We start from the raw sequence: 20,849 nt of genomic DNA, 5'->3' as shown, positions 1-20,849 counted from the left end.
ACATGATCCAGCATCTGGAAGTAACCTTACAACACAGTCCCGAGGTGGTTGAGCGGGTATTGCGTGTCACCCGTCACCGCGGTTTTCGCGTCACAGGCATGAATATGCGCCTGACCGACAACAGCGTGGCCCTCGATATGGAGGTCGACAGCGAGCGTGCCATCGAACTGCTGTCAAACCAGCTCAATAAGCTGGTGGACGTCACCGGCTGCCGGGTGCTGAGTCCTGTGGCATTATCCAAGGTGGCCAGCGCCTGACTCGTGCCCGATAAACCCAATTGAATTAACAGTGAAGGAATCCCCATGGCTAAATTACGCTCCGCCACCAGTACCGAAGGCCGCAACATGGCCGGCGCCCGCGCCCTGTGGCGTGCAACAGGTGTGAAAGACTCAGATTTCGGCAAACCCATTATTGCCATTGCCAACTCTTTCACCCAGTTTGTGCCCGGTCACGTACACCTGAAGGACATGGGCGCCCTGGTGGCCTCGGCCATCGAAGAGGCGGGCGGGCTGGCCAAGGAATTCAACACCATAGCCGTGGACGACGGTATCGCCATGGGCCACGGCGGCATGCTGTATTCGCTGCCGTCGCGGGAGCTTATCGCCGACAGCGTCGAGTACATGGTCAATGCCCACTGCGCCGATGCCCTGGTGTGTATCAGCAACTGCGACAAGATCACCCCCGGCATGCTGATGGCGGCCCTGAGGCTCAATATCCCCGTGGTATTCGTCTCCGGCGGCCCCATGGAAGCGGGCAAGACCCGGTTGTCGGACAAGCTCATCAAGCTCGACCTGGTGGATGCCATGGTGGCCGCCGCCGATGCCAGCGTGTCGGATGCCGACAGCGAGCGCATCGAGCGCAGCGCCTGTCCCACCTGCGGCAGTTGCTCCGGCATGTTTACCGCCAATTCTATGAACTGCCTGACCGAGGCCCTGGGTCTGTCGCTGCCCGGCAACGGCTCCCTGCTGGCGACCCACAGCGATCGCCGCGAACTGTTTTTGGAAGCCGGGCGCAGGGTAATGCAGCTGACCAAACGTCACTATTTCGAGGACGATGCGTCGGTGCTGCCACGGGCCATAGCCAACTTCAAGGCCTTTGAAAACGCCATGGCACTGGACGTGGCCATGGGCGGCTCCTCCAATACAGTGCTGCATCTGCTGGCCGCGGCCCAGGAGGCTGAGCTGGATTTCACCATGGCCGATATTGACCGCATCAGCCGCAAGGTGCCGCACCTGTGCAAGGTGGCGCCGTCGACGCCCAAGTACCATATGGAAGACGTGCATCGCGCCGGTGGCGTGATGGCCATCTTTGGCGAGTTGGACCGCGCCGGCCTGCTGCACACGGACGTCAACCATGTGGCTTCGGAAGATGGCAGCCTCAAGTCAGTGCTGGCCCGTTATGATGTGGCCCTGAGCGATGACGCCCAGGTGCAGGAGTTCTTCCGCGCCGGCCCCGCCGGCATCCCCACCACCCGCGCCTTCAGTCAATCCTGCCGTTGGGACACCCTGGATACGGATCGCCGCGAGGGCTGTATCCGCAGCCGCGAATTTGCCTTCAGTCAGGAAGGCGGGCTGGCGGTGTTACATGGCAACCTGGCGGAAAACGGCTGCATAGTAAAAACCGCCGGGGTGGACGAGTCCAATCTGGTGTTCAGCGGCGTTGCCCGGGTGTACGAAAGCCAGGACGAGGCGGTGGCCGGGATCCTCGGCGGCGAGGTGGTGGCCGGCGACGTGGTGGTGATCCGCTACGAAGGGCCCAAGGGCGGTCCCGGTATGCAGGAAATGCTCTATCCAACCAGTTACCTCAAGTCCCGCGGTCTGGGCAAGGCCTGCGCTCTTATCACCGACGGTCGCTTCTCCGGCGGCACCTCGGGCCTGTCTATAGGCCACGTATCTCCGGAAGCCGCGGCCGGTGGCACCATAGCCCTGATTGAAAACGGCGATGCCATAGACATAGATATCCCCAAGCGCAGTATCCAATTGCGGGTCTCCGAGGTCGAGCTGGCCGAGCGCCGCGCCGCCATGGAGGCCAAGGGGCCGCTGGCCTGGAAACCGCTGGCACGGGTACGCCCCGTGTCCCTGGCACTGAAAGCCTATGCCATGCTCGCCACCAGTGCCGACAAGGGCGCTGTGCGTGACAAGTCAAAACTGGAGGCCTGATATGCCCGACGTTGCCACCGTGGATTTGGCCCACAGTTATCTGCAAAAAATCCTGCTCTCGTCCGTGTATGACGTGGCCAAGGTCACGCCCCTGTCGAGCATGAACAAGCTGTCGGCCCGTTTGGGCTGCCAGGTGTTCCTCAAGCGCGAGGACATGCAGCCGGTGCACTCCTTCAAGCTGCGCGGCGCCTATAACCGCATCGCCCAGTTGTCGGCCGACGAGTGTCGCCTGGGGGTGGTGTGCGCCTCCGCCGGCAACCATGCCCAGGGGGTGGCGCTGTCGGCCTCAAGCCGGGGCGTGGATGCCGTCATTGTCATGCCCACCACCACGCCGGACATCAAAATTGATGCGGTGCGCCGCCTCGGTGGCACAGTGCTGCTGCACGGTCAGTCCTTCGATCAGGCCAACGAGCATGCCCAGCATCTGGCCCGCAGCGAGGGCCGGGTGTACATAGCCCCCTTCGATGATGAGGCGGTGATCGCCGGGCAAGGTACTGTCGCCCAGGAAATGTTGCAACAGCAGCGGGATCTGGAGCTGGTGTTTGTGCCGGTGGGCGGTGGTGGTCTGGTGGCGGGCATTGCCGCCTACTACAAAGCGGTCAAACCCGGAGTGAAGATCATCGGGGTTGAGCCCGAGGATGCCGCCTGTCTCAAGGCCGCGCTGGCGGCCGGGGAGCCCGTGACCCTGCCCCAGGTGGGCCTGTTTGCCGACGGGGTGGCGGTCAAGCGTATCGGTAGCGAGCCCTTCCGTCTGGCGAAGGCCTATGTGGACGAAGTGGTGACCGTCAGCTCGGATGAAATCTGCGCTGCGGTCAAGGATATCTTCGAGGATACCCGCGCCATCGCCGAACCTGCCGGGGCTCTGTCGCTGGCGGGATTGAAAAAGTATTTCGGCCTCAGCGGCCCGGGACTGGCCGAAGGCAGTCACAGGGGCGCGGGGCAAAAGGTGGCCGCCATCCTCAGCGGCGCCAATGTCAATTTCCACAGCCTGCGTTACGTGTCCGAGCGCTGTGAGCTGGGTGAGCAAAAGGAAGCCGTGCTGGCGGTGCGGGTACCGGAGCAACCCGGCAGCTTCCTGCGTTTTTGCGAACTGCTGGAGCGGCGGGTGATGACTGAGTTCAACTACCGCTTCAGCAGCCGCGACAGTGCCGTGGTGTTTGCCGGTATTCGACTCAGCCAGGGCCAGCAGGAGCTGACCGACATCATAGACAGGTTGGAAAGTGCCGGTTTTGCGGTGCAGGACCTGTCCGCCGACGAGACCGCCAAGCTGCATGTGCGCTACATGGTGGGCGGCCACCCGCCGGAGCCACTTAACGAGCGCCTGTTCAGCTTCGAGTTTCCCGAATACCCGGGGGCACTGCTGAAGTTTCTCACCACCTTGCAGAGCAAGTGGAACATCAGCCTGTTTCACTACCGTAACCATGGCGCCGCCTTCGGGCGGGTGCTGGCGGGCTTCGAGGTGCCGGAGGCGGATCACCAGGCCTTTGGCCGTTTCCTGACCGAGCTGGGTTTTGTGTGGCAGGAAGAAACCCAGAGTCCGGCCTACCGGCTGTTTCTCGGCAATAGGCCCGGCTGAGGAGTGAAAGTCAGTCCTTAGACCAAGGCAGGGGCGTTTTTCAGCGCGGCTTTGTGTTAGGGTAAATATTCCAATTTGGCCCAGTTTGCACTTTGGCCCAGATTGCACTTTTGGCCCAATTTGCACTTTTGGCCCAGTCAGCATAAGGAGAGCCCATGATAGCCGCACCCCAAGTTTCGCCCTTCACCCCGCCGCGTCGAACCCTGATGGGCCCGGGGCCTTCCGATGTGTATCCCGAGGTGCTGCTGGCCCAGGCCCGTCCCACGGTCGGTCACCTGGATCCCCTGTTTGTGGCCATGATGGATGAGCTCAAGGCCCTGCTGCAATACGCTTTCCAGACCCAAAACGAGATGACCATGGCTGTGTCCGCCCCCGGCAGCGCCGGCATGGAGACCTGTTTCGTCAACCTGGTGGAACCCGGAGACAAGGTCATAGTCTGCCGCAACGGGGTCTTTGGCGAGCGCATGCGTCAAAATGTGGTGCGTTGCCGCGGTGAGGCCGTGGTGCTGGATTTTGACTGGGGCAAGCCGGTGGATCCCGCCGTGGTGGAGGCGGCGCTGAAGGAACATCCCGATGCCCGCTTCCTGGCTTTTGTCCATGCCGAAACCAGCACCGGTGCCCTGTCCGATGCCCAAACCCTGTGCCGTCTGGCGCGGGAACATGATTGCCTGTCGATAGTGGATGCTGTCACCTCCCTCGGTGGCGTCGAACTCAGGGTCGATGATTGGGGCATAGACGCCATCTATTCCGGCAGTCAGAAGTGTCTCTCCTGTGTGCCCGGTTTGTCGCCGGTGTCCTTCGGGCCACGGGCCGTGGCCAAGCTCAAGGCCCGCGGCACTGAGGTGCAAAGCTGGTTCCTCGATCAGACTCTGGTGATGGGCTATTGGAGTGGCGCCGGCAAGCGTGCCTACCATCACACGGCGCCGGTCAATGCCCTCTATGCCCTGCATGAATCGCTGCGGCTGCTGGCCAATGAAGGCCTGGAAAATGCCTGGCAGCGCCATGCCGCCATGCATCAGGAACTCAGGGCCGGGCTGGAACGCCTGGGGCTCGAGTTTGTGGTGGATGAGGCCCATAGGCTGCCGCAGCTGAATGCGGTTTATATCCCGACAGGCGTAGAGGATGCTGCGGTACGTAACCGTCTGTTACAAAACTATAATCTGGAGATAGGTGCCGGTTTGGGGGCTTTGGCGGGCAAGGCTTGGCGCATCGGCTTGATGGGCTATGGCGCCCGACGGGAAAATGTGGCACTGTGCCTAAAGGCTATGGAGGAAGTGCTGAGATAGGGGTGAGGATTTGCCCCCTTCTGATGTCAGCGTTTATAGTAAAAACAACGATATTTCGAAGGGTTACTATGCGCTTTATTGTTTGCGTCTGCGCCTTGTTGGTGACGCTGTCCGGGCATGCTGCCACCGAAGTGGTGATTGGCAGCGCCCTTAACCGCCCCCCCTACATACTCGAAGACAGTGAGTCGGGACTGGAGCTGGAGATAGTGCGGGCGGCGCTCAAGGCATCGGGGTTTGATGCCAGATTCAAATTCTATTCCCAGAAGCGGCTGCAACTTTACTATATGAAAGACAGGATTGAGGCGGCCATGTCGGTCAATGCCGCTGCCGGTCTCTCAGGTTATCCTTCCGATTACTACATCTATTACCAGGACGTTGCCGTGACCCTGGCATCACGGCAGCTCACGTTCAGTGAACTCAATCAATTGCAGGGCTACAGCCTGGTGGCCTATGAGGGAGCCCAGTACATGCTGGGTGAGACGTTCCAACGCCTGAGCAACAAGACCATCTACCGTGAGGTGGATCCCCAGGAGCTGCAAAATCGCATGCTGTATCTGGGGCGCATTGATGTGGCCGTGGCCGACAAGTATGTGTTTCTCGCCAACAACAAGTTCGTCGGCCCGGATATCGACAGTACCCAACCGTTGCAATTTCACGAGGTGTTTCCGCGTACCCCCTACCGGGTGATGTTCCACAACTCAGTGGTACGCGATGCCTTTAACCGTGGCTTGGCGGAAATTCGCAAAAACGGCGAATACGACCGCTTGGTGAAGCAGTTTTTAAACTAAACAGTTTTTAAACGACATTAGCATGTTGAAAAGCCGGGCAGATGCCCGGCTTTCATTTTTTCAGACGGGCGCTCAGCCCCAACGACGCCCCAGTTCTGCCAGACCGGCGCGCTGTAAATCATCCGGCGTCATCAGGATGCGGAATTGACAGTTGGCCTTGAAGTTGAGAAAGAAGGGCTCGGCAATGGCGGGTACCGACCAGGGCTCGGCCACCTCCACCACAAACACACCGCAGCGGCAGCCATTCTGCTCGGTAAAGTAGGCCGCCTCGGGCTTGATACTGTCCATGATATTGCCGATCAACTCACCCACCTGACCCGTGCGTACCAGGGTATTGAAGGGCTCATGGGGAAACTCGACGGTAAGCAACATTTTCATCGCGGGACTCCAATTGTCAGCGACCCTGAACGGGTCACAGGAAACAAAAATGCGCTGGCAATTGCTCAATACCGGCGCGGTTCAGTCTCTTAACAGTTGTAGTCCAAGGCGGCTTTGTCCAGTTGCGGCGGGAAATTCAATCCCTGTTGCTCAAGATCTTCTGCCAGGTTCAGACCAACAGACGGCCCCGAAAACCTCGGGCAGAGTAATAGGACTCGGCGCCATTGTGGTAGACAAACACCCGGCCAAAGCGGCGATCGCCAAAGATGGCACCACCGCGATCGCGAATGTCTGCGGTGGTCGCCAGCCAGCTGGAGGTTTTCAGATCGAACTCACCCAGGGTCTGCAACTCCTGGTACTGGGCTTCGGTTAGCAGCTCAATGCCCATGGCGGCGGCCATGGCCACGGCGCTGCCGGCGGGCTTGTTTTGCTTGCGCGCTTCCAGCGCTTGGGCGTCGTAACAGAGGCTGCGTCTGTCCGTGGGGCTTTCCGGCGCACAATCACAGAAGATGAACTCAAAGCGGGTTGCATCAAAGCCGATAACATCGGGCTCGCCGCCGCTCTGTTCCATGTACTGCAGGGCGTCAAGCTTGTCCGGACAGGTCTCCAACCTGTCCTGCACCCGCATCCAGTCGATATCCGGATGGCGCCGGGGATGTTGCTCGAAGCGGGTCTTGAGGGTTTGGATCAGTGCTTGGTGTGTGGCGTCCATGTCTTTGCTCCCTGTTGCCATTTACTGATAGTTACTGGCTGCTTTTACGGTTGGAGGTGAATTGCGGCTTGTTTAAAATTCAGCCAGGTTGCCCATATTCAAAAATACCCTGTTGTAAGTCAAGCCGATTGCCGCCCGCATAGGGCGGCGGTCTGGAGCGCCGGAGTAGACTGCTCGCCGAGAAAATCCAGCAGGGCCCGCATATCCACCGGTCGTCCCGGCAAACGGCCCCAATCCACCAGGGTGTCCCGGGCGAGATCCCTTGCCAGCAAGGCATGGGGCAGGTGCCGCCATAGAAGCACACCTGTGACAAGCCATGCCACAGGTGTTTCCCAACGCCTTTGCCTTTCCCGAGGGGACCGAAAAAGTCATGATGGCGAAAGTTATTCGCGGCTACAGTCGGGACTGAGCTGGCCCAATACCAGGTGGGCTTCCCGCCCGGCTTGGACGAGCTCTAGCTCAGCAGCTGGATATCGGCGACCTTGACCACCTTGGCGCTGACCAGGATGGTCGCTATGTCCGGGCCACTGAGTTCAAGCTGCACCTTGATTTCACTGGGGCGTCCTAAAAAGCGCCCCTGTTTGATGACGAGGTCTGGTGTATCAAGCCGCCCCTGCTTATACAGGAAGGCAGCTACCGGACCGGCGGCACTGCCGGTCGCCACGTCCTCGGCCAGACCTTGGTTATCCCAGGTGCGGCCCTCCAGATTTACCACATCCAGCAGGTAAAGAAACTTGGCGCCCAGAGGGGCAAGCAGCGGCGTGAGATCCCGGACCTGGAAGCTGACCTTATCCAGCCCGGATTCAACCGGCAAAATGACATAGGGCAAGCCGGTAGATATGACTTCTGCCCGCAGTGCCGGATTGCCGGGTGGCGACAGGCTGAGTGCGGCGTAAAGAGGTTCGGATTCCGCGTCCGTTAAGGTGCGCAGGTACTCGGGCTTGCCCTGATCCATGGTGGCGATAAACTCGCCACCCTCTTCTCGGCTGCTGAGGTGGATGGGACGGCTTTTGGTATGCACCAGCCAATCATGAGCATGGGTTGTGCCGTATTGCTGATGCAGATGCAAGGCGAGCCCCAGCAGGGGATGACCGGCAAAGTCCAGCTCTTCCTCGACGGTAAAAATCCGCACATGGAACCCATCCTGCCTGCGCTGCAGGAAAATGGACTCGAACTGGCGCATCTCCCGGGTCCAGGCCTGCATCTCCTCTGTTGTTAAGGCGTCGCAATCGGAGAATATGGTCAGGCCGTTACCCTGCAGTTTTTCCTTGGCAAATACGTCCACCAGTTCACATTTCACAATCCCGTTCTCCGTTTGAGGGCAAAAGGGCTCCATGGCCTGTTTGCGCAGCCTTAAGGGCGGGTGCCCTGATAGCCAAATAAACAAGATAGCCACCGAGAATCATATCGACGGCACCGCAAAACTCCGGCCACCAAGCTGGTGTTCCCGGATTCAGAAACAGGAATTGGTGCAAGGCATCGTAGCCGCCGTGCAGCAGGCAGCCAAGCGCAATCAGGCTCGCTGCCAGTCTGCGGCTGGCGCGGATGGCCCACCAGACCAAGGCCAGAAACACCAGGCTGGTGAGCAGCTCCAGGCCCAAGGCGGACATATCCAGGCCATAGAGGGCAAAGGCAAAATAGTAGCAGGGGAAGGAGGCCAGCAGCAGGGGATAAGCGAGGCGGCCGCGTTCCAGACCGGTTCGTTTGAAGTGCCCCATGATAAGCATGGCCGTGATTATCCCCACGGCAAAGGCATACCAGTTCATACGTCAGATCCTGTTGTTGAGCCGGTTATCCGGCTGGGAACTTGGCTGCGTGCTTAGCACCGTTCTCAGCTGAGCAGGCTTTTCACATAGGTATGCTGCGTCTTGCTCTTTTCAAAGCCCAGGGCCCGGTAAAAGGGATGCGATTCTTGCCGCTGAACATTGGAGCGCACCCTTAAAGCCCTGGCCGACAAAGCCTCGGCCCACTGCTCTGCTGCCCTCACCAGTTGCCGGCCAACATTCTTACGTCTGGCGGCTTTGCCCACCACCAGACCCACTATTTCAAACACCTCACCGGACTCCAGTAACAGACGCTGCTCGCAGGCGATCCAACCCAGGATATTGTCCTCCTGCGTCGCCACATAGATCTTGTGACTGCTGTTGTTGAGCAGTCTTGCCAACCGTTCCTGTATCGCCTCCGCCGAAGCCGGGTAACCCAGCTCATTGCTCAGCAGCGCAATCGCCGCTGCATCCTCGCTGGTGGCGACTCTGATGAAGACTTCTTGCATGGGATTCATAGTCTTATTTTCCTAGCATTAGCCCGGCCATTCCGGTGCTGGAACTAGAACTTGGTATGATTGACCCAGCAAAGTAAACTCAACAACGCCTTCTGAGTCCATGCGCTTTTCGAGCAGTATTTCACCATTGGAACTGAAGATACGAATTAGGTTAAAGGGTTTCGTATCAACCAGGCTGTAATGCATTAAGACTTCCTCTCCAGTACCAACCAAGCTGCAATCTCGCAAATAGCCGGGATGGGGTTGGAGTAATGTCTGATTGCCATTCAAATCTATCAGTTCTGGGCCTTTAGTCTCCATGACGTCATTGTTTTCGCAGGCGAATATTTTCTTTGCTTTCAGCAAAGGAAAGAATGGTCCAGTGAGGTTCGCGCCCAGTTGGTGTTTTTCCTTAGGGCCTTGTATGTAAAGTTCAATACCACAAACATCACTTTCGGGAAGGCAGCGCTCGATTTCAAGCAATGTAAGCGCCCACTCAGAAATGATACTTGTCCGCTCGGTAACAGGATCTGCTGCCTCTTGTGCATTGACAGTGCTGGCAATAGCTAATATCAGAAATAATTGAGCAAACTTCATCCTATGTTCTCTAAATGCAGTAATAAGCAGAACCACAATACATTTTTGGTTTGATAGGTTAATAACTATCCTCTAAGGCAATCAAATTAAAGTCTTTTTTGCAAACACAATCTCCTTATTCTTAGTTCCCATCATCCTTCTTAATAGATCAGCTTGGTTTGATCCAGTCGTTCTGTTCCGATAATCCTTGAGGCTCACTAGATGGTCAATATATTGATTCAATTGAATTATCTGGTTGCCTTTAAAGCCAGAGGGGAACACCAATTAATAGCACTGCCGCACCAGTGACCGTCCGAGCCATGGATGGCGAGGGGAGGCTATAGGGACATATTCACGCCGTGTCACTGGAGTGGCAGTGCGAAAGCGCACCGCAGGTGATTTAGTACTTCTCGTGCTGGAAGTTGCATAAAAGCAAAGAGATAGTTGCTTTTCAAGCAGCAGAAAGTCGTGGGTCTCCAACCCACACCCGGGCAAGGGGCTTTGCTCATCCAAAGCCCCTTGCAACCCAAAGGATGCCCCCAGCCGGAGCCGAAAGCTCCTCGGCCTTATGCTGAAAATTGGCTAACGCGCCAGACGCTCATCCCTGATTCGACTGGCGCTGCTTCGGCATCCATGCCTCGCCACGCCATTTTCAGCAACGTCCTCGGCGGCTCCGAAGGGGGAGCATTCGGGTGCAACCGTCAGGCTTCGGTTTCTCAAATTGGTATTGGATGAACTCTAATAACCAAAGGGGAACACCAATTGATAGCACTGCCGCACCAGTGACCGTCCGAGCCATGGATGGCGAGGGGAGGCTATAGGGATATATTCACGCCGTGTCACTGGAGTGGCAGTGCGAAAGCGCACCGCAGGTGATTTAGTACTTCTCGTGCTGGAAGTTGCATAAAAGTAAAGAGATAGCCGCTTTTCAAGCAGCAGAAAGTCGTGGGTCTCCAACTCACACCTGGGCAAGGGGCTTTGCTTATCCACGAACAACTTCCTTGTTTAATGACCAGCTCGCCATCCATGGCTTGCGCTCATAGCGCTCTTGCGAGCTTCGCCCTTGCATCCCAAAGGATGCCCCCAGCCGGAGCCGAAAGCTCCTCGGGTTTATGGGCGAAACGGCCAACGCGACAGACTCTCGGATTTACGTCCATGTAAATCCACCCCAGCTCGGCTCCATGCCTCGCGTTCGTGGGCTTGTCGCTGCGCGACACTCACCCAGCTCGACTGTCGCTGCTTCGGCGTCCAAATCCATCCGTGGATAACAGCCAGCTCACCATCCATGGTTCGCGTTCATAAGCTCGCTCGTCGTAGACGAGCATTCACCCTGCCTCGGTTGTTGCCGTTTCTTGCCCAACACCCTCGGCGGCTCCGAAGGGGGAAACGGTGCAACATTCAGGCCTCTGCTTTCCAATAAAGCAATCTTATCGAAGCGGAACTCCATGAACTTGGCACTGCAAGTGATTAATTGCATCCGATGTCGAAAGTTGCTTCGTGAACGAAAGATTGCCGCCTGGGCAAGCTCACTTTTGCCCGAAAATGGCCCAATCAGGGGAGATCGTGTTCCTTGTCATACTTGGGCAGGGCGTCGGCAAACTCGCCCGACCATTGGGGTTTGCTGCCGTAGAAAATGTGCGCCTCAACCGGCAGGTTGGGCTCATCATCCAGGGTGCCGAGGGCGATGTCGAAGGTGCCGCGGCCATCGAGGAACTGGTAAAACAGGCTGGAACCGCAATGTTGGCAAAAGCCGCGCTGGGCTATCTCGGAGGAGCGGAAGGTTTTCAGGGCGTCTTCAAGCACATGGAATTGAATATCCTGCTGCAATACTGTGCCATAGGTGGCGAAGGCGGCGCCGTGGAACTTGCGGCACATGGAGCAGTGACAGTGGGACAGATGGGGAGAAAAATGCTGGATCTCGTAACTCACCCGTTTGCAGAGGCAGCTTCCTTTCATGGCAATTCCTTGTTCTGGTTGGGCCGAATATAGGCAAAGGATTTGCCAAAACTAACACAGAGTGACGTCATTGAAAGGGAATAAATGTAACCTAAAACGGCTGGTCCGAGCCGGAAAAACAAGGCCGGCCCTTGGGCCGGCCTGAGGATTATTCACCTGAGAGGCGCTTTTCCAGTTCGTTGACCTGGGCCTGCAGGGCTTCAAGTTTCTCGCGGGTACGCAGCAGTACGTGCTGCTGGACCTCAAACTCTTCCCGGGAGACAAGATCCAGCTTAAGCAGCTGATTTTGCAATACCTGCTTGCTGCGCTCCTCGAACTCACCGGCAAATTGCTTCAGCCCGGCCGGCAGGTTATCGCTCAATTGCTTGGCCAGTTCTTCGATTTTTTTCGGGTTGATCATCACGTGTTCCACCTTTGTCTTCTATTACCGGATTGTAACTCAGGAGTCGGCGCCAAAACAAACCGCCGGGCTTGCTTCCGGGACGGTAGTCAGAGGCAATTTGTGCAAATTTTCGACCTGGATCAAGTCGCTGCGACAGCCCTTGGTCTATTGTTCAAAGAGGAGTAGCCAAGGAAATTAGCCGGAGGATAAGGATATGGATTACCAGGTACATTTTTCATTAACCATAAGAAGTTTCGACGGTAAAGCCGCAGCCTTTCTGTCGAGGCAGATGAGCCTGCCCTTTGTGCCCTTTATCGGTTTGCGCCTGGCACAGGCCAATGGTGCCAGCGAACCCGTGGTCTCTGTGGCCTGGGACGAAGTCAGCCAGAGTTTTCAGTGTCATATCGACGCCCATGAGGCCGAAATGCCGGCCGCCTGTCGTTTGGGGCTGGATTATCTGGTGCAGGCCGCCAAGGACAATGGCTGGCAGGGCGCAGGCAAGATATACGAATTGGCAGCCGGTTAGCGGCTGACCCGCTGATGTCAGTCCCGCCAGCGAGCGGGGCTGTGGTTTCTTTTGTTCCTGTATTGCCCTTCACTCTGCGGTTTCCTTTCGCTCTTGCTATCGCCTCTGCGGCGCCCGGTCTGTTATGATCCCGGCCTTTGATATTGGTTGCCGAGATCCCCAACACCCATGAAGCTCAACCCCGCTCAAAACGATGCCGTCCATTATGTCTCTGGTCCCTGCCTGGTACTGGCGGGAGCGGGCAGTGGCAAGACGCGGGTAATCATCAACAAGATTGCCTACCTGGTGCAGAAATGCGGTTACCAGGCGCGCAATATTGCCGCCGTGACCTTTACCAACAAGGCGGCGCGGGAGATGAAGGAGCGGGTGGCCCAGTCCATGGGACGCAAGGAGGCCAGGGGGCTGTGGATTTCCACCTTCCATACCCTGGGGTTGGAGATCATCAAGCGCGAGCACAAGGTGGTGGGGCTTAAGGCCGGTTTTTCCCTGTTTGACGATCAGGACACCCTGGCGCTGCTCAAGGAACTGACCGAAAAGGAACTGCAGGAAGACAAGGATCTGCTCAAGCTGCTGGCGACCGCCATTTCCAACTGGAAGGGGGCGCTGGTGATCCCCGAGCAGGCCCGTAAGCTGGCCAGGGACGAACGGGAGCAATTGTTTGCCCTCTTGTACCAGCGTTATGCCCAGCATATGAAGGCCTACAATGCCCTCGATTTTGACGACCTGATCCTGCTGCCAACCCTGTTGCTGCGCCACAATGCCGAAGTGCGCAGTCGCTGGCAGGCGCGCATCCAGTACCTGTTGGTGGACGAATACCAGGATACCAACACCAGTCAGTACGAACTGGTGAAGCTGCTGGTGGGTGAACGGGCCCGCTTTACCGTGGTGGGTGACGACGACCAATCCATCTATTCCTGGCGTGGCGCCAAGCCACAGAACCTGGTGTTGCTGGGCAAGGATTTTCCCAGCCTCAAGCTTATCAAGCTGGAGCAAAACTACCGCTCCAGCCAGCGCATCTTGCGGGCCGCCAACATACTGATTGCCAACAATCCACACGTGTACGACAAGGCGCTGTTTTCCGAGCTGCCCTACGGCGAGCCCATGCGGGTGCTGATCGCCGCCAACGAGGAACAGGAGGCCGAGCGGGTGGTGGCGGAGATAGTGCGCCACAAGTTTGTCGGCCGCACCCAGTTTGGTGATTACGCCATTCTCTACCGCGGTAACCATCAGTCACGGCTGTTGGAGCGGGCACTGATGACCAACCGCATTCCCTACAAGCTCAGCGGTGGCACTTCCTTCTTCGCCCGCGCGGAGATCAAGGACATCATGGCCTACCTGCGGCTGGTGGTGAATCCCGATGACGATAATGCGCTGCTACGGATCATCAACCTGCCCAAGCGCGGCATAGGTCCGGCGACCCTGGAGCGGCTTGGCAACTTTGCCAACGAAAAGCATATTTCCATGTTTGCCGCCATTTTTGAGCCAGACCTCAACCACCATCTGGGGGCGACCGCCATGGCGACCCTGTATGAGTTCGGCCGCTTTATCGTCGACACAGGGGAAATTGCCGAGCGTGGTGAAGGGGTGGACGCGATCAAGCAATTGATCCGCAAGATCAACTACGAAGATTACCTGTACGAGACCAGCCCCAGTGCCAAGGCGGCCGAGATGCGGATGAAAAACATCTCCGAGCTGTACCGCTGGGTGACAGAAATGCTCCAGGGCGACGAGCTGGATGAGCCCATGACCCTGCCCGAGGTGGTGACCCGTCTGACCCTGAGGGACATGATGGAGCGCAACAACGAGGAAGAGGGCGGCGATCAGGTTCAGCTGATGACCCTGCATGCCTCCAAGGGCCTGGAGTTTCCCTATGTATTTATGGTGGGAACGGAGGAGCGCATCCTGCCGCACCAGACCAGCATAGATGAGGACAATGTCGAGGAAGAGCGGCGTCTGGCCTATGTGGGCATCACCCGGGCCCAGCGCGAACTCTGGTTTACCCTGTGCCGGGAACGGCGCCAGTTTGGTGAAACCATGCGCTGTGAACCCAGCCGCTTCCTCGACGAGCTGCCCCAGGACGATTTGCTGTGGGAACACCGCAAACCGCCCCAAAGCGCCGAGCAGCGTCAGGAAACGGGTAAGAGCAATATCGCCAACCTGAGGGCCATGCTGAAGAAGTAGCGCTCAGGCGCAGTTCGGGATCCTGCCCTCGGGGTGCGTGCCGAACAGCTTGCCTTGGCCAAGAACGATCCCCAATTTCTGCAGCCTGTGCCAGCGTCTGGCATCCTCCACGCCGCTGGCGATCAGCGTCAGACCCAGGGCATTGGCCGCCGCCACCATGGCTTGCAGCAGCCGCTCCTGCTCCGGATTTCCACCACTCTGGCCCAAAGACTCGGCCAACTTCAGGCTGGAGACGGGCAGCAACGTCAGGTTGTTAAGCGGGCTGACGCCGGTCCCAAAGCCGGACAGTCCCAGCTTGACCCCCAGTTTGTGCAACAAGGCCAGGCCACTGATGTGGTTTTTGGTATCCTGGACCATGGCCTTCTCATCAAAAAACAACCACAGGTCCAGCTTGCTTAGCGGCAGGGTTTTGAGACTGTTCTTCAGGCTGCGCAGCGCGTGTTTGTGTTTAAGGTGACCGCTGGCAAGCTGTACATGGCAGGGCAGTTCCAGCGCGGCCGCGTGTTGACTTAAATTGGCAATCAGGTGCTTGTCCAGTTCCAGTTCCAGATTGCAGCAACGCGCCAGCTTTCTCAGCTCGTTGGCGCCCATATGACCAAAATCCCTGTGCTCCCAGGTCAATGACAGGGCCAGTGCCGAAGCGGCTTCATCTGCATTGCTGCTGACGGGGCTGAACTGCAGTTGCAATGCGTTGGAGCCCATGGCCTGGCGCAGTTCGTTTTCCAACTCCAACTCGTGGGTCAGGGCCTCACGGGCCTTGTCATCGAACTTCACATAGCAGCCCTTGCCACGGAATTTGGCCTGATACATGGCCGCATCGGCATCCCGCAGCAGGGATTCCGCGGTGGCTACTCGCTGCTGATTGCTGATGGCTATGCCTATGCTGGCGCCAGACTGGAACTCCTGATTACCGAGCAAAAACGGGCGGCTGAGCTCCGAGAGTATGCGCTCACTCACTTCTTCGGCGTCCTGGGAGTGGTTAATGGCGTCGAGCAGGATCACGAACTCATCACCGCCCAGGCGTCCTAGGGTGTCATTGTCGCGGATACAGGTTTTGAGACGGCTGGCGGTTTCTATCAGGAAACGATCCCCCTGCAGATGGCCCAGGGTATCGTTAATCAATTTGAAGCGGTCGAGATCGATAAACAGCAGGGCGAATTGATCCTTGCCGTGGCGGCGCACATGCTTGACCGCCTGGGCCAGGCGTTCCATAAACATCGACCTGTTGGGCAGGCCCGTCAGGGCATCGTGATGGGCATCGTGGATCAGTTGCTGCTCTATCTGCTTGCGGCGCTGGATCTCCTGCTGCAGATCCTGATTGACCGCCGCCAGCGCCCGGGTACGGGCCTCAACCTTTTCTTCCAGCTGCTCATAGCTGCGCTGCAAGGATTCGGCATTGAGCTTACGTTCGATGGCCGTGCCTATGTGTTGGGACACAAAGGTTAGCAACTCCAGATCCCTGAGCTGGTAATTCTGGTTGGCGCTGAGGCTGTAGATGGTCAGGGCACCGCGGACCTGATCCTGGATATACAGGGGCACACCTATCCACTGGTGCATGCTCTGGGTCTTGTTCAGTTCTGGCGCTTGGGCATAGATGTCACCTGCCTGTTCCAGGGCGCGAATATCGTCACTGTTCAATAGCAGTGGGCGCCCATGTTTGAGCAGATATTCGGTGAGTCCGTCGGTCAAGGGCCGGGGCGGCGGTACATCGGCATCGATTTGCGACATATAGAAGGGGAAATGCAGCGATCTCTGCTCCTCGTCGCTGACCAAGGCGATATAACAGTTGTTGGCCGGTAACAGGTGGCTGATGATGGCATGCAGACGCACGTAAAAGTCCTGCTGCTCCAGACCGCTGGCCGCCAGTTCGGCGATTTCATAGAGGGATTTTTGCAATCGCTCAGCCCGGCGCCGCTCATACACTTCCTGTTTAAGCCGGTCGTAGGCCAGGCTCAGCTCCCGGGTGCGTTGCTCTATGGCTTGCTCCAGTTGCTCCTGATGCTTGAGACGCTCCATCACCCCGGCGATATGGTGACTGATGAACTCCATCAGCTCCAGCTCGGTCTCGCCATAGAGGGTCGCGCCGTCATAGCTTTGCACCACTATCACGCCCGTGGTCACTTCGTTATGGCGTATGGGTACACCCAACCACTGATTGCAATCGGAACCCAGGCTGACGATTTCCCCCGCGTCGATAAGCTCGGCAAAGGTGGTGGCATTGCACAGCAGCGCCTTGCCGGTGCGGAATACGTAACCGGTGAGCCCCCGCATCAGCACGCCATGGAGCTGCCCATCGGGGTAACTGATGGCGGGATGGGGGTCTTTCTCATCGGCGAAGAACGGGATTTCCAGTTGGCCGCTGAGAGCATTGAAGGTGGCGATAAAGAAGTTGTCGGCAGCGATCAGTTGCCGGATGTGGTTGTGTACCCCGGAATAGAAATCTTCCGGGGTGCTGACCTCGGTGGAAATATTGGAAATTTCCAACAGCGCATCGCGTATGATTTCTGCACGCTTGTATTTGCCCGCCAATCTGCGCAGGCGTTCGACCCTTTTCAGGAGTCTGTGCACCTCTTCCCCAGGCAGGGGACAGGTTTCATCCTTAAATCCATTATCCCTGAACATAGCGCTCGCCGATTTGTTGTTATGGTATTTTTCTATCTGGGAACGGCTTAGTCCCAGGACCAAAGAGTAGAATTAACATGAAATACCGTATGTGCCAAGGGGATATTCCCTTTGTACGGCGTTGTTTTTTACAGCGGTTGACTCAAAACTTGAGCAAACGGCGAAAAAATACAAATAAGCGCTGGACGGCAGAACAAATAATTCCTACTATATGCGGCGCTAACAAGGTGGGCACCCATAGCTCAGTTGGATAGAGCGCACCCCTCCGGAGGGTGAGGCCGAGGGTTCGAATCCTTCTGGGTGCGCCAGTTGGATAACACCCGGTTAGCAGGAAAAATCAGTGGTGATTGTAGCTCAGTTGGTAGAGCCCCGGATTGTGATTCCGGTTGTCGTGGGTTCGAGCCCCATCAGTCACCCCATTTCCTTTGAAGATCTACGTCGGTGATTAGCGCAGTCCGGTAGCGCATCTGGTTTGGGACCAGAGGGTCAGAGGTTCGAATCCTCTATCACCGACCACTTCTCTCTTATTATTTCAAAGATATTCAGATTCGGTGATTAGCGCAGTCCGGTAGCGCATCTGGTTTGGGACCAGAGGGTCAGAGGTTCGAATCCTCTATCACCGACCACTTTCCGCTTCACTTTTTCAGTTTCCCTTATCTGTTCCCGTATTCTTGTATTCCCGTTGTCTTTGCATCTTGAACTATTGGCTGAATGCGTGCCAATGGCGTGTTTACCAGTAAATTTCGCTCAATAAAAAAGCGCCCTTAGGCGCTTTTTCAGTATTTCGACAGTGGCCGAATTCAGAGTTCCACCGGAATTGGTGGTGCGATAAAGCCTTGGAAAGCAGTTGTTTTCAGCGGCAGGAAGCGATTCAGCTGCTGCTGTTCCTGGATACCTGTGACTATGACCTTGATCTCCAATCCCCGAGCGACGTTCACCAGGGCACGACACAGCTCGCTGTTGTGCTGGTTTTCATCGTAATAGGCAAAGGATTGGTCCAGCTTCACATAGCTGGGTCTGAGATCCTGCAGGTAAGACATGGAACCAAACTGGCGACCAAAGTGGTCAATACCGAAATGAGCGCCATTCTCGCGGATGATGTTGCACAGGGTTTGGCAGGCATCGGCGGAACTGTATATGCCCGACTCGGGGATGTCGAAGCAGATCCTATTCGCCAACGGCGAGGCGCGCAGGAACTGCTGCAGCCACTCGTGGAACTTGGGATCCGACAGACTCTGGTGGGTCAGGTTGATGGCCACAGGCTCCAGGTTGCGCTCCAGTAGTTGGGCATCGTGTACCGTTTGGATCAGGCAGCGGTCGAGGGTGGCACCCATGGACAGCAGCTCCACATAAGGCATGAACTGACCCGCGTGCACCAGCTTGTCACCCAGCTCCAGTTGACAGTAAAGCTCGCGCTGCAATACCCCTGCATTGTCATGGAGCTGAATGGGTTGCCAGCGGAATTTGAAATGCTTGGCATTGATGGCGCTGGAGAGCTTTTCGCGCCATTGTTCGCGGGTAAAGAGTTGTTGTTCGTTGGATTCAAACCAATGGAACACCTGGCCCTCTTTCAGCGCTTTTTGCAGCGCGTTATCGGCCTGGGCCAGGATGTCGGACACATTCATTGAACCTATGCGTTCGGCCACACCTATGGCGAATTGCTCATTGGGTTTACAGCCGGCCTTGGAGATTTCCTGATTGACGGTGCGGATCAGGGTTTGCAGGTACTTACTCAGCTGCTCGCGCTCAACATCTGTGACCAGGAAGGCAAATTCAAAGGCGGCAATGCGGGCGATAACGCAGGGCGCAATTTCATTGAGTTGCTCTGTGAGCTTTTCTGACAGCAGGCGTATGGTTTCGTCCCGCACCTGGTAGCCGTATTTGCTGTGCACTTCTTCCAGCCAGTCAAAGCGCGCCATGAACAGGGCGCCGCTGTTGGGTTCGCTGAGCCAGCTGGTCAGGCGGCCGACCATGTACTGACGGTTGGGCAGGCCGGAGGCATGATCCACCAGATTCTTTTTACGCAGCGCGGTCACTTCTTCATCGAGAGAAGCGAAAATCTGTTTCAGTTGCGCCGTCATGCTGTTGAATGCCAGCACCACTTCCTTTAGCTCTTCGGTTTTTGGCAGCGGCAGTTCCGGCCCGAATTGACGTTTGGCCACGCTCTTGGCGTGCTCAGACAATTCATGCAGGGGTCTAAGTATCCAGCCAAGGCCGAACCTGGCGGTGAAGATGGCAATCAAAAACAGGGCAGAAAAGACCATCACGGTGTTGGTTAAAATTCGCCACAGTTCGTGGTAGCCAAAGCCGGGATGGGCGGTGATTTCCAGGTGTGCCAGCTGCAGCCAACCCGAGGTAATGGTGCTTTCTTTTTTGATGGCTCCAAAGATGTTGAGCTGGATAAACCATTGCGGCACATCCTGAATACGGATGGCGTTGTTCCATTCCTGCTGTTTGCCATCGACCAACCAGGTCAGTTTCACTTGCTGATAGTAGCCACCTTCAAAGATCACATTGATCAGTGTTTCTGCGGTGGCCATATCGCCCGACTCCAGTGCCGGTACCAACAACAGTCCCAGCGAATTGCTGACGTTGTTGAGGTCTGATTCCATTTGCTTGGTCAAAAAACTTTTAGTTTCAGTAAATTGAACGTACCCAAGGCTGCAGATCACCAGCAGGAACAGGCCAAATAATAGCGAGTAAAGCTGTCGAAACAGTGTCATGTCAGTAGCTACTCCAGTCTCATACGGGGTTGACGCAGACGGTCAAGTCCCAGTCTGTGGGTGAGGTCGTTCCATTTTTCCAGTCGGGTCGATGAACCCGCCAGAACGCCTCGCCCTTTTTCTTTGTTCAACCACAACTGCTTACCGTTGAAGCTGTATACGGGCAGCAGATCTTTACGCGCAGTGGCAGGTTTGATCGCAGGATCCAGGTTATCCAATACCAGGGGGACCGAACCGGGCGTTTCGTAATAGGCCAGCACCATATGGTACTGGTTTACCGTCGTCGCCTTGACCATGGTAATGCGCATCTTGTCTTCCGGTACACCAAGCTGCAACAGGGTAAAGTACTTGGCGATGGAGAAGTCCTCACAATCGCCACCATTGACACCGATAAATTCCATTGGTGTGGCCCAATAGTTGGAGTCACCCCAAAGTTTGATGTCATCGACGAAGCGGAACAGATTGAAGAAACCATTGATCTTTTCGAGCTGTTCCTTCTCGGGCAGGCCTTGAGCCGAAGCCACCACATTGAACCAGGCTCTGGCACGCATGCCGGCACGCTCGCCATAATGGGATTCGAGCGTGCTGACCACTTGGGCTTCATCAAGTTGAGACACAGAACTGGCAAACAGGCTGCTACCAAGCAGGGTCGACGCCACAATGCTCAGTTGGCAGACCCTCTTTAAAGTACTTTGTGTGTGTAGCCTGCCTGCCATCTTCTGTG

Annotated in this window: 19 protein-coding genes and 4 tRNA genes; 11 read left to right on the top strand and 12 right to left on the bottom strand. The window is 56.8% G+C overall.

The window, feature by feature from the left end; genetic code table 11:
• Positions 1-2 precede the first annotated feature (2 nt).
• The 5 genes from ilvM to JYB84_RS16715 all read left to right on the top strand — a co-directional run bounded on the left by ilvM (position 3) and on the right by JYB84_RS16715 (position 5,809).
• The gene (ilvM, locus tag JYB84_RS16735; protein ID WP_207321142.1) at positions 3-257 is read left to right on the top strand and encodes an acetolactate synthase 2 small subunit; all 255 of its coding nucleotides are present in this window, start codon (positions 3-5) and stop codon (positions 255-257) included.
• A gap of 45 nt (positions 258-302) precedes the next feature.
• Positions 303-2,159 carry a dihydroxy-acid dehydratase gene (gene ilvD / locus JYB84_RS16730; RefSeq protein WP_207321141.1) on the top strand — a complete coding sequence of 619 codons (1,857 nt, stop codon included), beginning with the start codon at positions 303-305 and terminating at the stop codon, positions 2,157-2,159.
• Position 2,160: 1 nt separating this feature from the next.
• The gene (gene ilvA, locus JYB84_RS16725) at positions 2,161-3,735 is read left to right on the top strand and encodes a threonine ammonia-lyase, biosynthetic (protein ID WP_207321140.1); all 1,575 of its coding nucleotides are present in this window, start codon (positions 2,161-2,163) and stop codon (positions 3,733-3,735) included.
• Between the two features lie 155 nt (positions 3,736-3,890).
• Positions 3,891-5,021: a pyridoxal-phosphate-dependent aminotransferase family protein gene (locus tag JYB84_RS16720; protein ID WP_207321139.1), complete on the top strand. Its 1,131-nt coding sequence runs from the start codon at positions 3,891-3,893 to the stop codon at positions 5,019-5,021.
• A gap of 68 nt (positions 5,022-5,089) precedes the next feature.
• Positions 5,090-5,809, top strand: a complete 720-nt coding sequence (locus tag JYB84_RS16715) for a substrate-binding periplasmic protein (RefSeq protein WP_207321138.1) — start codon at positions 5,090-5,092, stop codon at positions 5,807-5,809.
• 72 nt (positions 5,810-5,881) lie between these two features.
• On the opposite strand, the gene JYB84_RS16710 is transcribed toward JYB84_RS16715, so the two are convergent.
• The 9 genes from JYB84_RS16710 to ubiK form a co-directional block, all read right to left on the bottom strand.
• On the bottom strand, positions 5,882-6,187 hold the full coding sequence (locus JYB84_RS16710) for a panthothenate synthetase (protein ID WP_207321137.1): 306 nt from the start codon (positions 6,185-6,187) through the stop codon (positions 5,882-5,884).
• 169 nt (positions 6,188-6,356) lie between these two features.
• Positions 6,357-6,899, bottom strand: a complete 543-nt coding sequence (locus JYB84_RS16705) for a DUF4256 domain-containing protein (protein WP_207321136.1) — start codon at positions 6,897-6,899, stop codon at positions 6,357-6,359.
• 119 nt (positions 6,900-7,018) lie between these two features.
• Entirely contained in the window at positions 7,019-7,222 is a 204-nt protein-coding gene (locus JYB84_RS16700; RefSeq protein WP_207321135.1) for a hypothetical protein, read from the bottom strand.
• A 131-nt stretch (positions 7,223-7,353) separates the two neighbouring features.
• Positions 7,354-8,199 (bottom strand): PhzF family phenazine biosynthesis protein, encoded by an 846-nt coding sequence (locus tag JYB84_RS16695; RefSeq protein WP_207321134.1) that lies wholly within the window; start codon positions 8,197-8,199, stop codon positions 7,354-7,356.
• Positions 8,189-8,665: a hypothetical protein gene (locus tag JYB84_RS16690; protein WP_207321133.1), complete on the bottom strand. Its 477-nt coding sequence runs from the start codon at positions 8,663-8,665 to the stop codon at positions 8,189-8,191. The genes JYB84_RS16695 and JYB84_RS16690 overlap by 11 nt, the downstream gene beginning before the upstream one ends.
• A 65-nt stretch (positions 8,666-8,730) precedes the next feature.
• On the bottom strand, positions 8,731-9,180 hold the full coding sequence (locus JYB84_RS16685; protein ID WP_207321132.1) for a GNAT family N-acetyltransferase: 450 nt from the start codon (positions 9,178-9,180) through the stop codon (positions 8,731-8,733).
• Between the two features lie 18 nt (positions 9,181-9,198).
• Positions 9,199-9,756: a hypothetical protein gene (locus tag JYB84_RS16680; RefSeq protein WP_207321131.1), complete on the bottom strand. Its 558-nt coding sequence runs from the start codon at positions 9,754-9,756 to the stop codon at positions 9,199-9,201.
• Between the two features lie 1,530 nt (positions 9,757-11,286).
• The gene (locus JYB84_RS16675) at positions 11,287-11,691 is read right to left on the bottom strand and encodes a GFA family protein (protein ID WP_207321130.1); all 405 of its coding nucleotides are present in this window, start codon (positions 11,689-11,691) and stop codon (positions 11,287-11,289) included.
• A gap of 148 nt (positions 11,692-11,839) precedes the next feature.
• On the bottom strand, positions 11,840-12,091 hold the full coding sequence (ubiK, locus tag JYB84_RS16670; protein WP_207323277.1) for a ubiquinone biosynthesis accessory factor UbiK: 252 nt from the start codon (positions 12,089-12,091) through the stop codon (positions 11,840-11,842).
• A 196-nt stretch (positions 12,092-12,287) separates the two neighbouring features.
• On the opposite strand from ubiK, the gene JYB84_RS16665 reads away from it, so the two are divergent.
• On the top strand, positions 12,288-12,599 hold the full coding sequence (locus JYB84_RS16665) for a hypothetical protein (RefSeq protein WP_207321129.1): 312 nt from the start codon (positions 12,288-12,290) through the stop codon (positions 12,597-12,599).
• 168 nt (positions 12,600-12,767) lie between these two features.
• The gene (rep, locus tag JYB84_RS16660; RefSeq protein WP_207321128.1) at positions 12,768-14,780 is read left to right on the top strand and encodes a DNA helicase Rep; all 2,013 of its coding nucleotides are present in this window, start codon (positions 12,768-12,770) and stop codon (positions 14,778-14,780) included.
• Positions 14,781-14,783: 3 nt separating this feature from the next.
• On the opposite strand, the gene JYB84_RS16655 is transcribed toward rep, so the two are convergent.
• The gene (locus tag JYB84_RS16655) at positions 14,784-17,402 is read right to left on the bottom strand and encodes a diguanylate cyclase domain-containing protein (RefSeq protein ID WP_207321127.1); all 2,619 of its coding nucleotides are present in this window, start codon (positions 17,400-17,402) and stop codon (positions 14,784-14,786) included.
• Positions 17,403-17,633: 231 nt separating this feature from the next.
• Between JYB84_RS16655 and JYB84_RS16650 the strand changes: the two genes are divergently transcribed.
• The 4 genes from JYB84_RS16650 (at position 17,634) to JYB84_RS16635 (ending at position 18,028) form a co-directional block, all read left to right on the top strand.
• Positions 17,634-17,710 (top strand) — tRNA-Arg (locus tag JYB84_RS16650).
• A gap of 35 nt (positions 17,711-17,745) precedes the next feature.
• Positions 17,746-17,821 (top strand) — tRNA-His (locus tag JYB84_RS16645).
• 20 nt (positions 17,822-17,841) lie between these two features.
• Positions 17,842-17,918 (top strand) — tRNA-Pro (locus tag JYB84_RS16640).
• Positions 17,919-17,951: 33 nt separating this feature from the next.
• Positions 17,952-18,028: transfer RNA gene (locus JYB84_RS16635), tRNA-Pro, on the top strand.
• Positions 18,029-18,202: 174 nt separating this feature from the next.
• On the opposite strand, the gene JYB84_RS16630 is transcribed toward JYB84_RS16635, so the two are convergent.
• Positions 18,203-20,125, bottom strand: coding sequence for a bifunctional diguanylate cyclase/phosphodiesterase (locus tag JYB84_RS16630; protein WP_207321126.1), 1,923 nt, complete (start codon positions 20,123-20,125; stop codon positions 18,203-18,205).
• 8 nt (positions 20,126-20,133) lie between these two features.
• Positions 20,134-20,841 (bottom strand): transglutaminase-like cysteine peptidase, encoded by a 708-nt coding sequence (locus JYB84_RS16625; protein ID WP_207321125.1) that lies wholly within the window; start codon positions 20,839-20,841, stop codon positions 20,134-20,136.
• Between the last annotated feature and the right edge of the window lie 8 nt (positions 20,842-20,849).

It is taken from the genome of Shewanella cyperi, assembly GCF_017354985.1.
Classification (GTDB): Bacteria; Pseudomonadota; Gammaproteobacteria; order Enterobacterales; family Shewanellaceae; genus Shewanella; species Shewanella cyperi.
Note: the sequence above shows the minus strand (reverse complement) of the source record. Positions and strands in the feature narration are given on the sequence as shown.